Source organism: Candidatus Omnitrophota bacterium, from assembly GCA_023227985.1.
Classification (GTDB): Bacteria; Omnitrophota; Gorgyraeia; order Gygaellales; family Profunditerraquicolaceae; genus JALOCB01.
The window spans coordinates 61,290-75,842 of record JALOCB010000004.1 but is presented as its reverse complement, the minus strand read 5'-3'; the positions used below and the strand labels follow the sequence as shown (position 1 = coordinate 75,842).

General features: G+C 49.6%; 16 protein-coding genes and 2 tRNA genes. 17 read left to right on the top strand and 1 reads right to left on the bottom strand.

What is annotated here, in order from left to right:
- The 5 genes from M0R35_01685 to M0R35_01665 form a co-directional block, all read left to right on the top strand.
- Window positions 1-413, top strand: a 413-nt coding sequence (locus M0R35_01685) for a tRNA-dihydrouridine synthase (protein MCK9594371.1), incomplete at its 5' end; no start/stop codon positions are given.
- Between the two features lie 102 nt (window positions 414-515).
- Window positions 516-770 (top strand): hypothetical protein, encoded by a 255-nt coding sequence (locus M0R35_01680; GenBank protein ID MCK9594370.1) that lies wholly within the window; start codon window positions 516-518, stop codon window positions 768-770.
- Window position 771: 1 nt separating this feature from the next.
- Window positions 772-1,401, top strand: coding sequence for a class II aldolase/adducin family protein (locus M0R35_01675; protein MCK9594369.1), 630 nt, complete (start codon window positions 772-774; stop codon window positions 1,399-1,401).
- Entirely contained in the window at window positions 1,377-2,432 is a 1,056-nt protein-coding gene (rlmN, locus tag M0R35_01670; protein MCK9594368.1) for a 23S rRNA (adenine(2503)-C(2))-methyltransferase RlmN, read from the top strand. Before M0R35_01675 ends, rlmN begins: the two co-directional genes overlap by 25 nt.
- Window positions 2,419-3,096, top strand: coding sequence for a GDSL-type esterase/lipase family protein (locus M0R35_01665; protein MCK9594367.1), 678 nt, complete (start codon window positions 2,419-2,421; stop codon window positions 3,094-3,096). The genes rlmN and M0R35_01665 overlap by 14 nt, the downstream gene beginning before the upstream one ends.
- A gap of 8 nt (window positions 3,097-3,104) precedes the next feature.
- Here M0R35_01665 and M0R35_01660 read toward each other — a convergent pair.
- Window positions 3,105-3,187: transfer RNA gene (locus M0R35_01660), tRNA-Leu, on the bottom strand.
- A 94-nt stretch (window positions 3,188-3,281) separates the two neighbouring features.
- Here M0R35_01660 and M0R35_01655 point away from each other — a divergent pair.
- The 12 genes from M0R35_01655 (at window position 3,282) to M0R35_01600 (ending at window position 14,550) form a co-directional block, all read left to right on the top strand.
- Window positions 3,282-3,692 (top strand): peptidoglycan-binding protein, encoded by a 411-nt coding sequence (locus M0R35_01655; GenBank protein MCK9594366.1) that lies wholly within the window; start codon window positions 3,282-3,284, stop codon window positions 3,690-3,692.
- Between the two features lie 42 nt (window positions 3,693-3,734).
- Window positions 3,735-3,810, top strand: a tRNA-Ala gene (locus M0R35_01650).
- Between the two features lie 156 nt (window positions 3,811-3,966).
- Complete coding sequence (gene cysC / locus M0R35_01645; protein ID MCK9594365.1) at window positions 3,967-4,887, top strand: adenylyl-sulfate kinase; 921 nt, start codon at window positions 3,967-3,969, stop codon at window positions 4,885-4,887.
- 2 nt (window positions 4,888-4,889) lie between these two features.
- Entirely contained in the window at window positions 4,890-5,642 is a 753-nt protein-coding gene (locus M0R35_01640; GenBank protein ID MCK9594364.1) for a class I SAM-dependent methyltransferase, read from the top strand.
- Between the two features lie 32 nt (window positions 5,643-5,674).
- Window positions 5,675-6,700: a sulfotransferase gene (locus M0R35_01635; GenBank protein ID MCK9594363.1), complete on the top strand. Its 1,026-nt coding sequence runs from the start codon at window positions 5,675-5,677 to the stop codon at window positions 6,698-6,700.
- Complete coding sequence (locus tag M0R35_01630; GenBank protein MCK9594362.1) at window positions 6,685-8,091, top strand: sulfotransferase; 1,407 nt, start codon at window positions 6,685-6,687, stop codon at window positions 8,089-8,091. Before M0R35_01635 ends, M0R35_01630 begins: the two co-directional genes overlap by 16 nt.
- Window positions 8,091-8,981, top strand: coding sequence for an arginine deiminase family protein (locus tag M0R35_01625; GenBank protein ID MCK9594361.1), 891 nt, complete (start codon window positions 8,091-8,093; stop codon window positions 8,979-8,981). The genes M0R35_01630 and M0R35_01625 overlap by 1 nt, the downstream gene beginning before the upstream one ends.
- A gap of 60 nt (window positions 8,982-9,041) precedes the next feature.
- Window positions 9,042-9,884 (top strand): deoxyribonuclease IV, encoded by an 843-nt coding sequence (locus M0R35_01620; protein ID MCK9594360.1) that lies wholly within the window; start codon window positions 9,042-9,044, stop codon window positions 9,882-9,884.
- A 25-nt stretch (window positions 9,885-9,909) separates the two neighbouring features.
- Entirely contained in the window at window positions 9,910-10,299 is a 390-nt protein-coding gene (locus tag M0R35_01615) for a response regulator (GenBank protein MCK9594359.1), read from the top strand.
- A gap of 3 nt (window positions 10,300-10,302) precedes the next feature.
- Window positions 10,303-12,696 (top strand): leucine--tRNA ligase, encoded by a 2,394-nt coding sequence (gene leuS, locus M0R35_01610; protein ID MCK9594358.1) that lies wholly within the window; start codon window positions 10,303-10,305, stop codon window positions 12,694-12,696.
- A gap of 86 nt (window positions 12,697-12,782) precedes the next feature.
- Window positions 12,783-13,112 (top strand): helix-hairpin-helix domain-containing protein, encoded by a 330-nt coding sequence (locus M0R35_01605; GenBank protein ID MCK9594357.1) that lies wholly within the window; start codon window positions 12,783-12,785, stop codon window positions 13,110-13,112.
- Window positions 13,113-13,116: 4 nt separating this feature from the next.
- Window positions 13,117-14,550: a ComEC family competence protein gene (locus M0R35_01600; protein ID MCK9594356.1), complete on the top strand. Its 1,434-nt coding sequence runs from the start codon at window positions 13,117-13,119 to the stop codon at window positions 14,548-14,550.
- The last annotated feature ends 3 nt before the right edge of the window (window positions 14,551-14,553 follow it).

Here is a 14,553-nt window from a genome sequence, read left to right as displayed (position 1 = left end):
ATAAAGTGATCGCCGGTGTTAAAAAGGCGTTGGAGATCCCGGTTATCGGTTCAGGCGATGTATTCAGCGCGGAATTAGCAAAAAAGATGTTTGATGAAACCGGCTGCGACGGTGTGCTCCTTGCCCGGGGCAGCCTGGGGAATCCCTGGATATTCAAGGAAATAAGATATTTGCTCAGATACGGTAAGCCTCCTGCCAGGCCGGATAAAAAAGAGATAATCAAAACCATGCTCGAGCATCTGGGTCTATCAGTTGATTTCCACGGCCCCCGGGTCGGGGTGGTTTCCTTCCGTAAGTTCTTTATCTGGTATACCTCCGGATTCCGGGCGATCCGCCCTTTAAGGGAAAAGATCTGCAGGGCAAAGACCCAAGAAGAGGCGGAGTCACTTATACATCAGATCAGTAAGTCCTGAACCGCACAAACCCTTTAATAAATCCCAGTATCTGGTATAATAACTGCGGATACGGGTTTAATTCGCATCTTGCATTGTAAACCATTTACCGGGAGGCTGGATATGCCTAAGACCATTTTTGTTGTTTTGATGCGCACCCGCAGGAGTTCTGCGATATCGGTCCAAAAGATCCTCACGGATTTCGGCTGTATGATCAAAACCCGGATGGGTATCCATGACGGTGTTCTGGATAAATGCTCGGATACCGGGCTGATAATCCTGGAGATCGTCGGGAGCAAAACGGAGAAATTCCGCCTCAAGAAGAGCTTGAATGCGGTGCCCGGGGTAAAAACTAAAACAGTGGATATCGCCTTTTGAAATGGACAAGGAAAAGCTGTTGAAAAAAGAGATAATCGGCGTCGGCAGAAAGCTGCACGCCAGCGGGTTTTTAACCGCCCGGGCGGGTAATTTAAGCTGTCGGTTGGGTAATGATATGCTTATCACTGCCAGCGGTTCATGTTTAGGGGATTTAACCCCGGCGGATATAGTTAAAACCGGTATTTTTGCGCAAGCCCCGTATAAGGGCCCCAAAAAGCCGAGTTCGGAATTGCCCGTGCACAGCCTGATCTATCGCGAATTCCCCGATAATAAGATAGTCCTGCATTGTCATCCGCCTCTGGCCAACGCGTATTTTGCTGTTTATCCGTCGCTTAAGGTGTTGACTTTTGAGACCAGATATTACCTGGGCGATGTTCCGGTAGTAGAGCAAGGGACGCTTACAGTGCGCAAGCCGCGGCTGGTGATCGCGGCATTGAAACAGAACAGCCTTGCGGTGATCAGGAGCCACGGCGTGTTCGCCATTGGCAATGATTTTCAGGCAGCCCTGGAACGGGTGGAGATATTGGAAGAAGCTGTGCGTGTGGCCGCGGTAGCCAGGATCTTCAAGAAAGAGTCTCTGGATGTATTGGACAGGCGGATCAAAAAGTGCCTGTCCCGGAAGAGAAGATAAATATGCGGGATATTGCCGGATTAGACCTGGAGGGTTTGAAGAATTCCCTGGGTCAATGGAAAGTCCCCGGGTTTCATGCCCGGCAGATCCTGGGATGGATCTACCAGAAAGGCGTCATCGATTTTGAGAAAATGAGCGATCTCCCGCAAGTATTGCGGGAGAGGTTGAAAGATAATTTTTCCGTCTGCGATATGGAGTTGGTTTGCTGCGATGAATCCAGCGACGGCACCAGAAAATACCTTTTCAAACTAAGAGACGGCAATACCGCGGAAGCGGTATTGATCCCTACTCCGGATAGGGTCACCGGATGCATCTCCAGCCAGGTAGGCTGTAAATTCAAATGCGCCTTTTGCGCCAGCGGGATGCTCGGGTTTAAAAGAAACCTCGAGGTCGCGGAGATCATGGGCGAGGTCCTTTACTTGAAGAACAATTCTCCGGACGGCAGGCTTACTCATATAGTTTTTATGGGGACAGGCGAGCCGATGGAGAATTACGACAATGTCCTGAAAGCGATCCGGATCATTAATGCCGAATACGGGCTTAATATCGGCATACGCAGGATCACTATATCCACTTCCGGGATTATCCCGGGCATCAAACGTCTGTCTGAAGAGGGGCTGCAGGTGGAATTATCCGTATCGCTGCATTGCCCTGACGACAAAACCCGCTCAAAATTGATGCCGGTGAACAAGGTTTATCCTTTAAGGGAATTGATGGACGCCTGCAGGGAGTATATATCCAGGACGAACCGGCAGGTCACTTTTGAGTACGTGCTGATCAAGAATGTTAATTCGGATATCGCCAGTGCTGACAAATTATCCAAATTACTGTCCGGGTTGAACTGTAAAGTTAACCTGATCCCTTCAAATTCGGTAAAAGCGGGGCAGTTCCTGCCGCCGAATAAATCGGATATACTGCTTTTCCGCGACCGGCTTGCTAAATCCGGGACGCATGTTACTCTACGTAAGTCCCGCGGGCAGGATATCGATGCCGCCTGCGGTCAATTGAGGCTTAGATATGAAAAAGAATAACCGGGGATTTATTTTAACGGCCTGTTCGGTTTTATGCGCCGCCGCTGTTTTAATATGCGGATGCGCCAGGCCCAATATAGCGAACCTCGACTCGCGGGGTAAGAACATAATCTGTTTCGGCGATAGTATAACCAAAGGACACGGGGCCGGGCCTAAGGCTGACTATCCTTCGGCGTTGATCCAAATGACCAGTATGCCGGTGGTCAATGCAGGGATCAACAGCGACACTACCGCCGAGGCCTTGAAGCGGGTCGGAACAGATGTGCTTTCCAAGGACCCTCTTTTAGTGATAGTTGAATTCGGAGGCAATGATTTCCTGAATAAGATACCTTTTGAAGAGACGATAGGCAATATGGAAGAAATAATAAAGGCGATCTTGGCTAAAGGCGCTATGGTGGCTATCGCGGATATCAGCGGGCCCGAAGTGATGGCCAGTTACGGCGCGGCATATAAGGAATTAAGCGTAAAATACAGAACTATCCTTATCCCGGGGATACTCAGCGGTATTTTCACCAATCCGGCTTTAAAAAGCGATTTTGTCCATCCTAATGACCAGGGTTATAAAATAGTGGCCCATCGGATCTACCGCGGGATAATCCCTTATTTGAACCAGAATTCCATTTTAAGAATGGCGAGTTTGAAGGATACGCAGGGGCAGCCGTAGGATATAAATGCCGAGGGAGGGAGTTGAACCCTCATGTGGTTGCCCACAACAGCTTTTGAGGCTGCCGCGTCTGCCATTTCGCCACCTCGGCATCGATAGGTATTACCAATAATACTATCTAAAATCTTGTTTGTCAATTCCATAAATTTAATGTATAATATCTCAACTTTTAGAAGGAGGTCGAAATGCGGGTAACCGCCATGATCATAGTCAGCTTGTTCTTTGCCGTGTCCGGATGCGTCACGACTTTGAAATCTCCGGAAAGGCAGAGTTATGAACAGACTATAGCCCAACTTCAGGCGAAATCAGTTTCTCTGGAGGCGGAACTTTATAAACAGAAAGGCGAGAACGCCAGTCTTAAGCGGCAGGTGGCCGGCCTTCAAAAGAAAGAAGTGCGCATGCCTAATGGCCGGGAGATCCAGACTGCTTTAAAAAACGGCGGATTCTATAAAGGCGCCATAGACGGACAGATCGGTAGCCAGACCAAGGACGCGGTAAAGAAATTCCAGCAGGCCAACGGGATGAATCCCGACGGAGTGGTCGGAAGCAAGACCTGGGCCGTTCTGGTCAAATATCTGGAAGATAGGGCGCAATAAATTAAGTTTGCTGATAAGAAAAATCATTGATAAGTAAGTATTGGGGCTGTAGCTCAGCTGGGAGAGCACTTGCATGGCATGCAAGGGGTCAGGAGTTCAATCCTCCTCAGCTCCACCAAATTTTAGTTCAAGACCATTCCGTCCTAATCGTAACAATCCGATAATTTACACCCAGCGCTAATTGGCACCCGGCTTTATCGGAATAAGCCGGTATCCGCCCCGTGGCGGAGAATATGCGCCGGTGTTGCATCCGTATGCAAGGAGGGTGATCAAGATGTATAATGGCCATAAAAAATACGCTCTTTTTATCGGGCGCTGGCAGCCGTTCCATAACGGGCATAAATATTTGATCGATGAAGCCCTGGCAAAAGGTGAGAACGTCTGCGTCGCCATAAGGAACACGGAGATATCCAGGAAGAATCCGTATACCTCGGAACAGCGGGCGGAGATGATCCGCAGGGTCTACGGAGACAGGGTCGAGATAATCATTATCCCGGATATTACCAGCATTAATATCGGCAGGAATGTCGGTTACGAGGTGAACAGGATAGACCCGCCCGCCGACATAGAAAAGATCTCCGGCACCAATGTGCGCGCCGGGAAAGACGATAATGTGCCGAAAGAGGTCGCCGAGTACATAAAATTATTGCGCACGACCCTTTGGCTGACCGGACTGCCTTGTTCGGGAAAGACTACTATAGCTGAGCGATTGAAGGAAGAGATGTCTAACCGGGGTTTCAAGGCCGTGCATCTGGACGCCGACGATGTCCGTAGCACCTTGAATTCCGACCTGGGCTTCTCTCCTGATGACCGGAAAGAGAATCTCCGGCGCATCGCCTGCGTCGCTAAATTATTCAACGACAACGGCAATTTCGTCATAGCCAGTTTTGTTTCTCCGTCCGATGAATTGAGGAATATGGTCAAAGATATTATCGGCAACTTTAAACTGGCTTTTGTCAAATGCAGCCCGAAGGTCTGCGAGCAAAGGGATGTAAAAGGGATGTATAAAAAAGCCCGGGCTGGACAGATCAGGGATTTCACCGGCGTTTCGGCGCCTTTTGATAGCCCGGCGCATCCGGATATGGTGATCAACACCGAGTCCAGGAATGTCGAGGATTGTGTCCGGGAAATACTGGATAAGATCGGCTTTACCCAGTCCAGGGAACATTCGTTTTGCTTATTCGGAAAAAAATAAAAATGACCGTCAGGTCTTATCCCAGCCAAAACCCCGGAAATCACTTCAGGAAAAGAGCGGCAAAATACGACAATTCCTCGCATTGGGTAAATGACCTGACCCTTATCAAAAAAATGCTTCAGTTGTCCGGGGCGTCAAAGACCTCCCGGGTTTTGGATGTGGCTATCGGCACAGGCAAGATCTCACAGGTGTTCCGCCGGAAGGCGGGTTATGTGGTAGGCCTGGATAACTGCAGGCAGATGATCGCGCGCGCGCAGGGTTCTGCCGACGCTACGGTGTTGAGCAACGCCGAGAAACTGCCTTTTAAGAACAGCAGTTTTGATATTTGCGTATGCCGCCAGGGCCTGCAATTCATGCATTTGGATAAGGTGTTGCCGGAGATGCTCAGGGTTTTAAAGCCTTCAGGCAAAGTGGTTTTATGCCATTTGACCGCGCACAGCCAAGCCGACCGCCAATTGACCTTTCATGTGCAGAGGCTGCGTAATCCCGCGCGTAAGAACTTTTTCCTGCCGCAGGATGTTTCACTTGCCCTTAAGCGGAATGGATTTTCCGGGATAAAGAACGTAGAATACATCACCCGTGAATCGGTCAATAAATGGATAGATAACGGGGCTATATCGAAAGGCGCAAAAGAAAAGATAAAAGAGGCCTACCGCCGGGCCCCGGAAGATTTTAAGAGGACCCACAATGTGCGTTTTGCCGGCAGGGACATTTTCGATTCGATGAAGATGGTTATCGCCTGCGGAAAAAAATAACACCGTATTGAATAAGCCGTAAATATTGCCAAATGGATCCGATATTCATTATAGGCACGGAACGTTCCGGGACTAACCTTCTCCGGTTGATCCTGAATTCCCATCCTGACATCGCCATACCGCATCCCCCCCATATCCTCAAGAATTTTTTTGGATTAGAGCAGTTTTACGGCGATCTTGCCGTCGACCGTAACTTTCGGCTGCTGATCAATGACGTGGCCAGGTCTGTTGAGTTGCATCCGTATCCCTGGGAGATCGGGCTGGACAGGGGAAAAATATTCCGAACAGCCCTGGATAAAAGCCTCATCAGCATATACTTCGCTGTATACGACCAATACCTGGAGAGCACCGGCAAGAAGAGATGGGGCTGTAAGAGCACTTTTATGATCGACCATGTCGGACTGGTCAGAAGATATTATCCGAACGCCAGGTTCATATATATGGTGCGTGATTGCCGGGATGTGGCGGTTTCGGCCAAGAAGACGATCTTTAACCGCTACTGCGTTTATTATACCGCCAGACTGTGGAAAAAAGAGCAGCAGACCGGCATATACTGGTTGAGTAAATTACCGAAAGAAGAAATATTCCTTCTGCGTTATGAGGGTCTCCTGACCGATCCGGAAAAGACGATCCGGGATCTGTGCGCTTTCCTTGACGAACCGTACGTTGAAGACATGCTTTTTTTCTTCACCGGCGAAGAGGCAAAAAAAAGCTCGGGGTTGAGCTCGGCCTGGGCAAATACTTCCAAGCCGATCCTAAAAGGCAATTTCGATAAATTCAAGAAAAGCCTGAAACCTCAAGAGGTATCTTTGATCGAAACTATGGCCGGGGAAGAACTCGACCATTTCTCGTATAATCTAACCGAGCCTTTTTATCTCTCGGAAAGCCGCAGGTCCGGCGGGGTCAAGTTCAAGCTGCGTTACCTGATCGAGGAGACAGCTCTTATGATAAAGGTGCAGCTGGCGCATTTGTTCCGGGACAAAAACGCCGGGTTAAGGCTTAAGAAATTTTGGTTCCTTAAATTTATCGGGGTCATGCGCAGATGCCGGATAAGATAAACCCAGCGGATAAGCAGATCAAGAGGGTGTTGGATCTCAGGCAGCGGATATTTGACAAGATCGCGGCCAAGAGGCAATGGTTGTTATGGCGGGACTCCGGGCTGGCGGATGTGCGCAAGGCGGTTGTGATCAGCTCGGCTTCCCGGTCCGGTTCAAGCTTACTATACGCGGTATTGAAGAGATCATCCCGGTTATATTCTTTGACCGGCGAGGCTGCGCCGTTCTACAAGTTAAACGGGTTTTCTTCCGACCTTTCTTTATCCGATAGGATACCTGCTGCCCTGGGCCGTATATCTGAAAAGAAAGCAGGCCTTTCACGGGATCTCTTCAGCGATCTTTCTTCCGGCTCCCGCCCGGGCAGTATCTTTACTGATAAACGCTTATTGGATGAGTATATAGATGACCTGGCTTTGCGTTTCCCTTTGCAATGGCCGCAGATCGGGTTTTCCTACGTTATATTCCGGGAATGCGCATCGCGGGCTTTCCGCAGATACGGCGCGTCCAGCGCGGTTTTTAAAAAAGAGCGCTTCTATCTGGAACTGATCAGGTCGCTGAGAAGGAAATATCCGGGGATAAATCCGTATTATTATGATATCCGGCAGGAGTTGGTAAGGGGCGCTTTCCCCGGGATATCCCTGCCTCAAGGACCGCCGAATGATTTAGTATTGCTAGAAGAGCCGCCGTTTATTCTTTTATCTCCCAGGGTAACGCCCTCGAAAACCGGCCTAAAAGATAATATCCTGTTCTTAAAATCCACGGCAGATTGTTACAATATGCCTTTTTTGCGGCAGTTGCTGCCTAACGCCGATATCAAGATTATCCATTTGACCCGGAATCCTTTTGGTTCGATCAATGGTTTGTATGACGGATGGCTTTTTAGGGGGTTCTTCTCGCATAATCTTAAAAGATTGTGCGCTTCCGGCAGGGCTAAGGTGAAAGAGCTGAATATCCGGGGGTATTCTAATAAATATGATTGGGGTAAATGGTGGTGGAAATATGATCTGCCGGAAGGCTGGCAGGGGTACGCCGGAAAAGCCCTGGCAGAGGTTTGCGCTTTTCAGTGGTACAGCGCCAATAAGGCAATACGGGATCATATCAAGGCCAGCGGAAAAAGAAACAGCCTTCAGGTAAAATACGAGAATATCATCTCTGGCAGAGGCCGCAGGTTAACCGAGGTAGAAAATATATTTGATTTTATCGGGTTGGATAAAAAGGATATTCATATGCTCGGGCTGGATAAACTTCCGGTCGTTCAGGCGACCAAGAGCCCGAAGCCATACCGTTGGAAAGCCAGGGCGCGCTTGTTGGCCCCGTTCTTGAAGGATAAGCGGATCGGCCGGATGGCCCGATCCCTGGGATATGACATAAGAAATACCAAGGAGTGGTTTTAATGCGCATGCCCGGAAATAATTTCCCGGATTCGGAATATAAGCGGCTGCGCAGGGTGCTGCTTTATCAGCCCGGTCCGGAAATAGCGAATATCACTGATCCGGAAAGCGTGTTGCATCTACGCAGGATAGATTACCCGGGGATCAAAAAAGAATACCGCAAGATCCAAGAATGTTTTCGCAGGTTAAGCATTAAGGTGTTTATGCTTAAACCGCGGGATAATCCGGATCGTGCCGGACAGAATTTATTTAATCTGATATACACCCGGGATCTTTTCTTTATGAGCCCTAAAGGCGCGATAATAGCGAAGATGGCCAGTTCCGTGAGAAGCAAGGAGCCCGGTCAGGTTAGAAAATTACTGAAAGGATCCGGCATCCCGGTGATCGGGGCGGTTAAAGGGCAAGGAACTTTTGAAGCCGCGGATGCCTTATGGCTGAATAACAAGCTGGTTGTGGTTGGCGTTGGCAGGCGGACTAATGCAGCAGGGTTTAAGCAGGTCAAAAAGACATTGGCCGGACAAGGGATACGCTGTATCAGCGTGCCCGCGCCTAAAATCACGCTGCACCTGCTGGGCAGTCTGCAGTTAATAGATTCGGATTTGGCTTTGGTCAGGGCTGATTACCCGTATATGGATCTGTTTGATCTGCTGCGGAATAATAAGATAAAGATCATAAAAGTCCCGGCTAATGCCGAGGTCAAAGAAAAACAGGCGATGAACATTGTTTGCGTTGCCCCGCGCAAGATCATTATGCCCGCTGATTGTCCGCGAACCAGGGAATTTTACCGCAAGCGCAAGATCAAAATAGCCGCGGAGCTTAAACTTGCCGAATTGGCCAACGGGGCGGGCGGCCTGGCTTGCGCTACCGCGGTAATATCCAGAGATATCAACTAAGCCGCCTTTTACACCCTATCCTGATTTGACCTTTAGCCTGGGTTATGCTACAATCTGCGTATGCTATTAGGCGTTCACGTTTCCATTGCCGGCCATATCTATGAGTCTGTAAACCGGGCTGCCGCCCTGGGGTGCAATACTATGCAGATATTCTCCCGCGACCCCCAGCAGTGGCGTAAATCCAAGATCGCCACGGAGGACATCGAGGAGTTCCGGGCCAGGCGCAGCAAATACAATATATCGCCGGTTTTTATACACGTGCCTTATTTGATCAACCTGGCTTCTCCTTATAATATCCTTTATCAGGGCTCGATCAGGGCTTATATAGAGGATGTCCGCGAAGCTGAACTGCTCGGTGCTGACTATATAGTCACCCATATGGGCAGCCATAAGGAAAGCGGCGAAGAAAAAGGCATAAAGCGGATCACGCAGGCCTTGAATAAGATCCTGGACAAGACCCGGGGGATGAAGGTGGGCGTGCTCTTGGAGAATACCTCCGGTTCCGGATCCTGGCTGGGTTATAAATTCGAGCATCAAAAGCAGATCATCGCCGGGATCGAGGATAAAAGCAGGGTGGGGATATGCCTGGATACCTGCCATGCCTACGCCGCAGGTTATGACCTGGCCAGCGCTGAAGGTTATAAAAAGACCATCGCTGAATTGGACCGGCTGGTCGGCCTGAAACTGCTGAAGCTGGTGCATATCAATGATACCGCGGATAAACTGGGCAGCAGGCGCGACCGGCACGCGCATATCGGCAAGGGTAATATAAAATTAGCAGGTTTTAAAAGGCTGGTCAATGACAGCCGGTTGAAGGATACCGCGTTCATCCTGGAGACACCCAAGGACAACGATAATGCCGACAGGATCAATCTGGATACCGTCCGTAAATTAAAAAAATAGATACCCTTACAGAAGGTTTTAATAAATGTCCCATAGATTATTGGTAGTAGACGACGAAAAAGATATCGCCGAGCCTTTGGCCAGGATATTAACCCGGGAAGGCTACCAGGTTTCAGTGGCCTATGACGGAGAAGAGGCGTTGACCCGGGTCAGGGAGAACGACCCTGATGTCATACTTCTGGACCTGATGCTGCCCAAGCTTAATGGTTTCGAGGTATTGCAGCAGATCCGGGAGAAATATAATGAGCGCTGGAGGCCGGTGATCATCATCAGCGCGCAGCAGGATCTGGATACAGCCAGGAAATGCTACAGTATGGAAGCGGATCAGTACTTGACTAAGCCCTGCAGTACGGAGAATATTCTGCGCGGGCTGAGGACGCTGATCTCGCTTATACCGCAGAAGGATAAAACTTAAGAGATGGAATACGAGTTCAAGAAAATAGAGGGCAAATGGCAGGCGTATTGGCAGGATAAAGGCACATTTAAGGCCGTGTCTTCGTCCAGGCCTAAATTTTACTGTCTGGAGATGTTCCCTTATCCTTCAGGGAAGATCCATATGGGCCATGTGCGCAATTATACTATCGGCGATGTGTGCAGCCGGTATAAGATGATGCGCGGGTTCTCGGTTCTGCACCCGATGGGGTTTGACGCCTTTGGCCAGCCCGCGGAGAACGCGGCTATCAAGAATAAAACCCAGCCGGATACCTGGACGCACAAGTGTATCCGGGATATGGAAGTCGAGCTTAAAAAGATGGGCCTTTCTTATGACTGGTCGCGGGAAGTATCTACCTGCGACAGCAGCTATTATAAATGGAACCAGTGGATCTTTTTGAAGATGCTGGAAAAAGGCTTGGCCTATAAAAAAGGATCGGCGGTCAACTGGTGTCCTTCTTGCGCCACAACTTTGGCCAATGAAGAAGTCATTGACGGCGGGTGCTGGAGATGCCATGTCCAGGTCGAGCAGAAAGAGCTGGAGCAGTGGTATTTGAAGATCACCGAATATAAAGATAGGCTGCTGGAAGACCTGGCTGGGCTTGAACATTGGCCTCAGAGAGTGATCGCCATGCAGACCAATTGGATCGGCAAAAGCTCAGGGAGCGAGATCTATTTCCGGCGCAAGGATAATAATACGACGATCCCGGTATTTACCACCAGGCCGGATACTATTTTCGGGGCGACTTATATTGTCCTGGCACCGGAACATCCTTTGGTGGGAGAATTGATCAAAGGCAAGCCGCAGGAAAAAGAGGTGCTTAAATTCATCGAAAAGGTAAGCAAAGAAAGCAAGATAGTACGTTCCTCGTCGGATGTCAAGAAAGAGGGTTTTTTTACCGGCAGCTACGCGGTAAATCCGGTTAATAACGAAGTTATCCCTGTCTGGGTAGCTGATTACGTGTTGATGGAATACGGCACCGGAGCGATCATGGCTGTGCCTACCCATGACCAGCGGGATTTCTTATTCGCCAAAGAACACAACCTGGCGATGCGCGTGGTCATCAAGCCTAAGGATTCCCGGTTGCGCGTTGAGGAAATGAAAGAGGCGTATGAGGAAGAAGGGGTCCAGGTTAATTCCGGGGATTTCAACGGATTGACCAACAGCGAAGGAAAAACAAAGATCGCCGAGTGGATGGAACAACAGGGGATGGGTAAGGTCCAGACCCATTGGCGTTTACGCGACTGGCTCATTTCCCGCCAGCGTTACTGGGGAACGCCTATCCCGGTGATCTATTGCCCGAAATGCGGGACAGTTCCGGTGCCTTACGCGGACCTGCCCGTAGAACTGCCTAAAGACGCGCCGTTCACCGGAGAGGGCGGATCTCCGTTAGGCAAGGTAAAAGAATTCGTGGAATGCCTTTGCCCGAAATGCTCGGGCCCCGGCCGCAGGGAGACCGACACAATGGCCACTTTCTTCGACTCGTCATGGTATTTTCTGCGTTTCTGCTCGCCGGATCTCGCGTCAGAGCCGTTCGATAAGAAAGAAGCGGGGTACTGGATGCCGGTAGATCAATATATCGGAGGCATCGAGCACGCTATCCTGCATTTATTATACTCGCGCTTTTTCACCAAGTTCTTTAAAGACCTGGGTATGATCGATTTTTCCGAGCCGTTCAAGAAACTGCTTACGCAGGGAATGGTCCTTAAGGACGGCGAGGTTATGTCAAAGTCCCGCGGCAATATCGTTGATCCGGATTCGATGATCGGCAAATACGGGGCGGATACTTTGCGGCTGTTCATGCTTTTCGCCGCTCCTCCGGAAACCGAATTGGAATGGGATGACCGGGGGCTGGACGGCGCGTTTAAATTCCTGAACCGGGTCTGGCGCATCCGGGACAATCTGAAAGAAAAATCCGGACCCGGGCTGGTAAAGGCGATGCATAAGGCCATCAAGAAGGTCAGCTCGGATATGGAGGAATTCAAGTTCAATACCGCCATAGCCGGGCTTATGGAGTTCGTCAACGCCATATACCAGGAAGGTTCGGATAAAGAGTCGTTTTCTGTCCTGGTCCGTTTGCTTTGTCCGATCGCCCCGCATTTCTGTGAAGAGCTTTGGCAGGGTATGGGCAACAGCGAAAGCATCTTCCGGGCTTCCTGGCCTGAATATGACCCGAAACAACTGGTGGAAGAAACAGTGACAATGGTAGTCCAGGTTAACGGCAGGGTCCGCTCAAAACTGGATACCGCTGTCAATACCCCTCCCGAACAGCTCAAAGAAATGGTCCTTGCCGATGGAAAATTGCAGGCCTGGATCTGCGGTAAGCCTATCCGTAATTTCATTGTTGTCCCCAACAAACTTATCAATATCGTAGTATAAAAGCAGCCTTCCTGTATTTTCGCGAAAACCCCTGTTAGATTTGCCTCTTTTTTACGTCTATTGAAGTAGAAAGGGGGCTGACCGCTATGTTTGTGTTCACCAGCCAGGAACGCAAGGCCATACTGTTTCTTTTATGCATGACCTTGCTGGGTATCGGCATTAAATTTTTGTCCAAGAGGTATGCTCCGGTAAGGGCCTTTGCCTGCATCAGCTGCAATGCCGGTAAGATCAACATTAATCAGGCGGACAAGGCGGCTTTAAAGAGCATCCCGGGGATAGGGGAGAAGCTGGCCCAGCGCATAATCGAATACCGCCTGAAAAAAAGCAGGATCAATGATCTGCAGGAGTTAAGCCGGTTAAAGGGCCTGAATAAATCCCGGTTTGAACGCTTGAGGCAGTCGGTTTTCGTGGAATAGGCCGATGAAACATCCCCTTGTTTGGATAACAGCTCTTTTTTGTTCAGGGATAATCTGTTGCGCCGCGTTAAAGATGCCGTTCATTGTTAGTTACGGACTGACAGCGGGATTATGCCTGGCTGTATTTTGTCTGCCCTCCCGGAACAGGTACAAAGATACGCTGATATTATTGCTGGTTTTTTGTTCCGGGTCCGCTTCTTACGCCAACAGCCGGGTATTGCCGGCGTCTCACATCCGCTGGTTGGGTTATAAGGCCAGGGATAATATCTGTCAGGTTAAAGGTTATATTGTCGACCAGCCGGTATTCCGGGACGGTAAAACCAGCTTTATGCTGGCGAGCCGCGAATTCTGCCTTGACCGGTCTAAACGCAATTGCTGCGGTAAGCTTATAGTTAATATCAACGGGGAAAAGTTTTTGAATTGCGGGGATATCCTGCTTTTGTCCGGAAGATTAGTCCGCCCTTTCTTCGGCGCAGGCTCCGGACCTTCCCGGAGAAAGAGAGGCTACGCGGATTACCTGTATGACCAGGGCGTATATCTGTTAATGAAAGTAGACAATCCGATCCGGGCAATCGTCCTGGGGCAAAATAAGGCGAGCCTGCTTAAGAGATTCAGTTTCAGGTTAAAGCAGGGAATAGAGCGGGTTATTTATAAGCGCCTTTCACCGGCAGCCGCGGGGATCATTGACGCGATGGTTCTGGGCGAGAAAAAAGGCGTGCCGCCGCTTATTTACAGATCAATGATGAAATCCGGCACAGTGCATATTCTGGTGGTCAGCGGATTTAATGTGGGGATTGTTATTGTTCTGATCTTCTCGGGCCTCAAGATCTTCCGGATAAGCCGTAATATCCGTTTTTATCTGGCTTTGCCTTTAATGCTGGTTTATTGTTTGATGACCGGAGCCAGCAACCCGGTTGTCCGGGCCACAATAATGGCTTTGGTTCTGGGCTTCGCCTATTATCTGAGAAGGGAAGCGGATATCTATAATGCCTGCGCGGCAGCCGCGTTGCTTATTTTGGTGATTGAACCCCGGGAATTGTTTGACATAGGTTTTCAGCTTTCTTTTGTCAGCGTCATCGCCTTAGTCTATTTATACCCGGTCCTTAAAAGGATGTTGAATATGGAAAAGCTAAAGGCGCGGGTTGCCGCATGCTTTATTGACAGTTTTCTGGTATCTTTTTCCGCCTGGATCTGCACTGCCGGATTCATCGCCTATTATTTCGGCATGGTTTCCCCGGTGACTGTATTGGCTAACCTGGTTATTGTGCCGTTAGCCGGATTAATCACCCTGCTGGGTTTCAGCCTGGTAGTTACAAATTGGTTATCCGCTTGGCTCTGCGCGAGTTTAGTCCCAGTTGCGGAACTGGCGGTCAACCTGCTTATACAGGTAAATTTCCTGTTGATCAGCCTGCCTAAAGCCTATTTTTACCTCCGGTAAAGA

Excerpts from the sequence above, each read along its gene's own strand:
- M0R35_01680 (MCK9594370.1), top strand. The coding sequence starts at position 516 with ATGCCTAAGACCATTTTTGTTGTTTTGATGCGCACCCGCAGGAGTTCT.
- M0R35_01675 (MCK9594369.1), top strand. The coding sequence starts at position 772 with ATGGACAAGGAAAAGCTGTTGAAAAAAGAGATAATCGGCGTCGGCAGA.
- M0R35_01665 (MCK9594367.1), top strand. The coding sequence starts at position 2,419 with ATGAAAAAGAATAACCGGGGATTTATTTTAACGGCCTGTTCGGTTTTA.
- M0R35_01655 (MCK9594366.1), top strand. The coding sequence starts at position 3,282 with ATGCGGGTAACCGCCATGATCATAGTCAGCTTGTTCTTTGCCGTGTCC.
- cysC (MCK9594365.1), top strand. The coding sequence starts at position 3,967 with ATGTATAATGGCCATAAAAAATACGCTCTTTTTATCGGGCGCTGGCAG.
- M0R35_01640 (MCK9594364.1), top strand. The coding sequence starts at position 4,890 with ATGACCGTCAGGTCTTATCCCAGCCAAAACCCCGGAAATCACTTCAGG.
- M0R35_01635 (MCK9594363.1), top strand. The coding sequence starts at position 5,675 with ATGGATCCGATATTCATTATAGGCACGGAACGTTCCGGGACTAACCTT.
- M0R35_01630 (MCK9594362.1), top strand. The coding sequence starts at position 6,685 with ATGCCGGATAAGATAAACCCAGCGGATAAGCAGATCAAGAGGGTGTTG.
- M0R35_01625 (MCK9594361.1), top strand. The coding sequence starts at position 8,091 with ATGCGCATGCCCGGAAATAATTTCCCGGATTCGGAATATAAGCGGCTG.
- M0R35_01620 (MCK9594360.1), top strand. The coding sequence starts at position 9,042 with ATGCTATTAGGCGTTCACGTTTCCATTGCCGGCCATATCTATGAGTCT.
- M0R35_01615 (MCK9594359.1), top strand. The coding sequence starts at position 9,910 with ATGTCCCATAGATTATTGGTAGTAGACGACGAAAAAGATATCGCCGAG.
- leuS (MCK9594358.1), top strand. The coding sequence starts at position 10,303 with ATGGAATACGAGTTCAAGAAAATAGAGGGCAAATGGCAGGCGTATTGG.
- M0R35_01605 (MCK9594357.1), top strand. The coding sequence starts at position 12,783 with ATGTTTGTGTTCACCAGCCAGGAACGCAAGGCCATACTGTTTCTTTTA.
- M0R35_01600 (MCK9594356.1), top strand. The coding sequence starts at position 13,117 with ATGAAACATCCCCTTGTTTGGATAACAGCTCTTTTTTGTTCAGGGATA.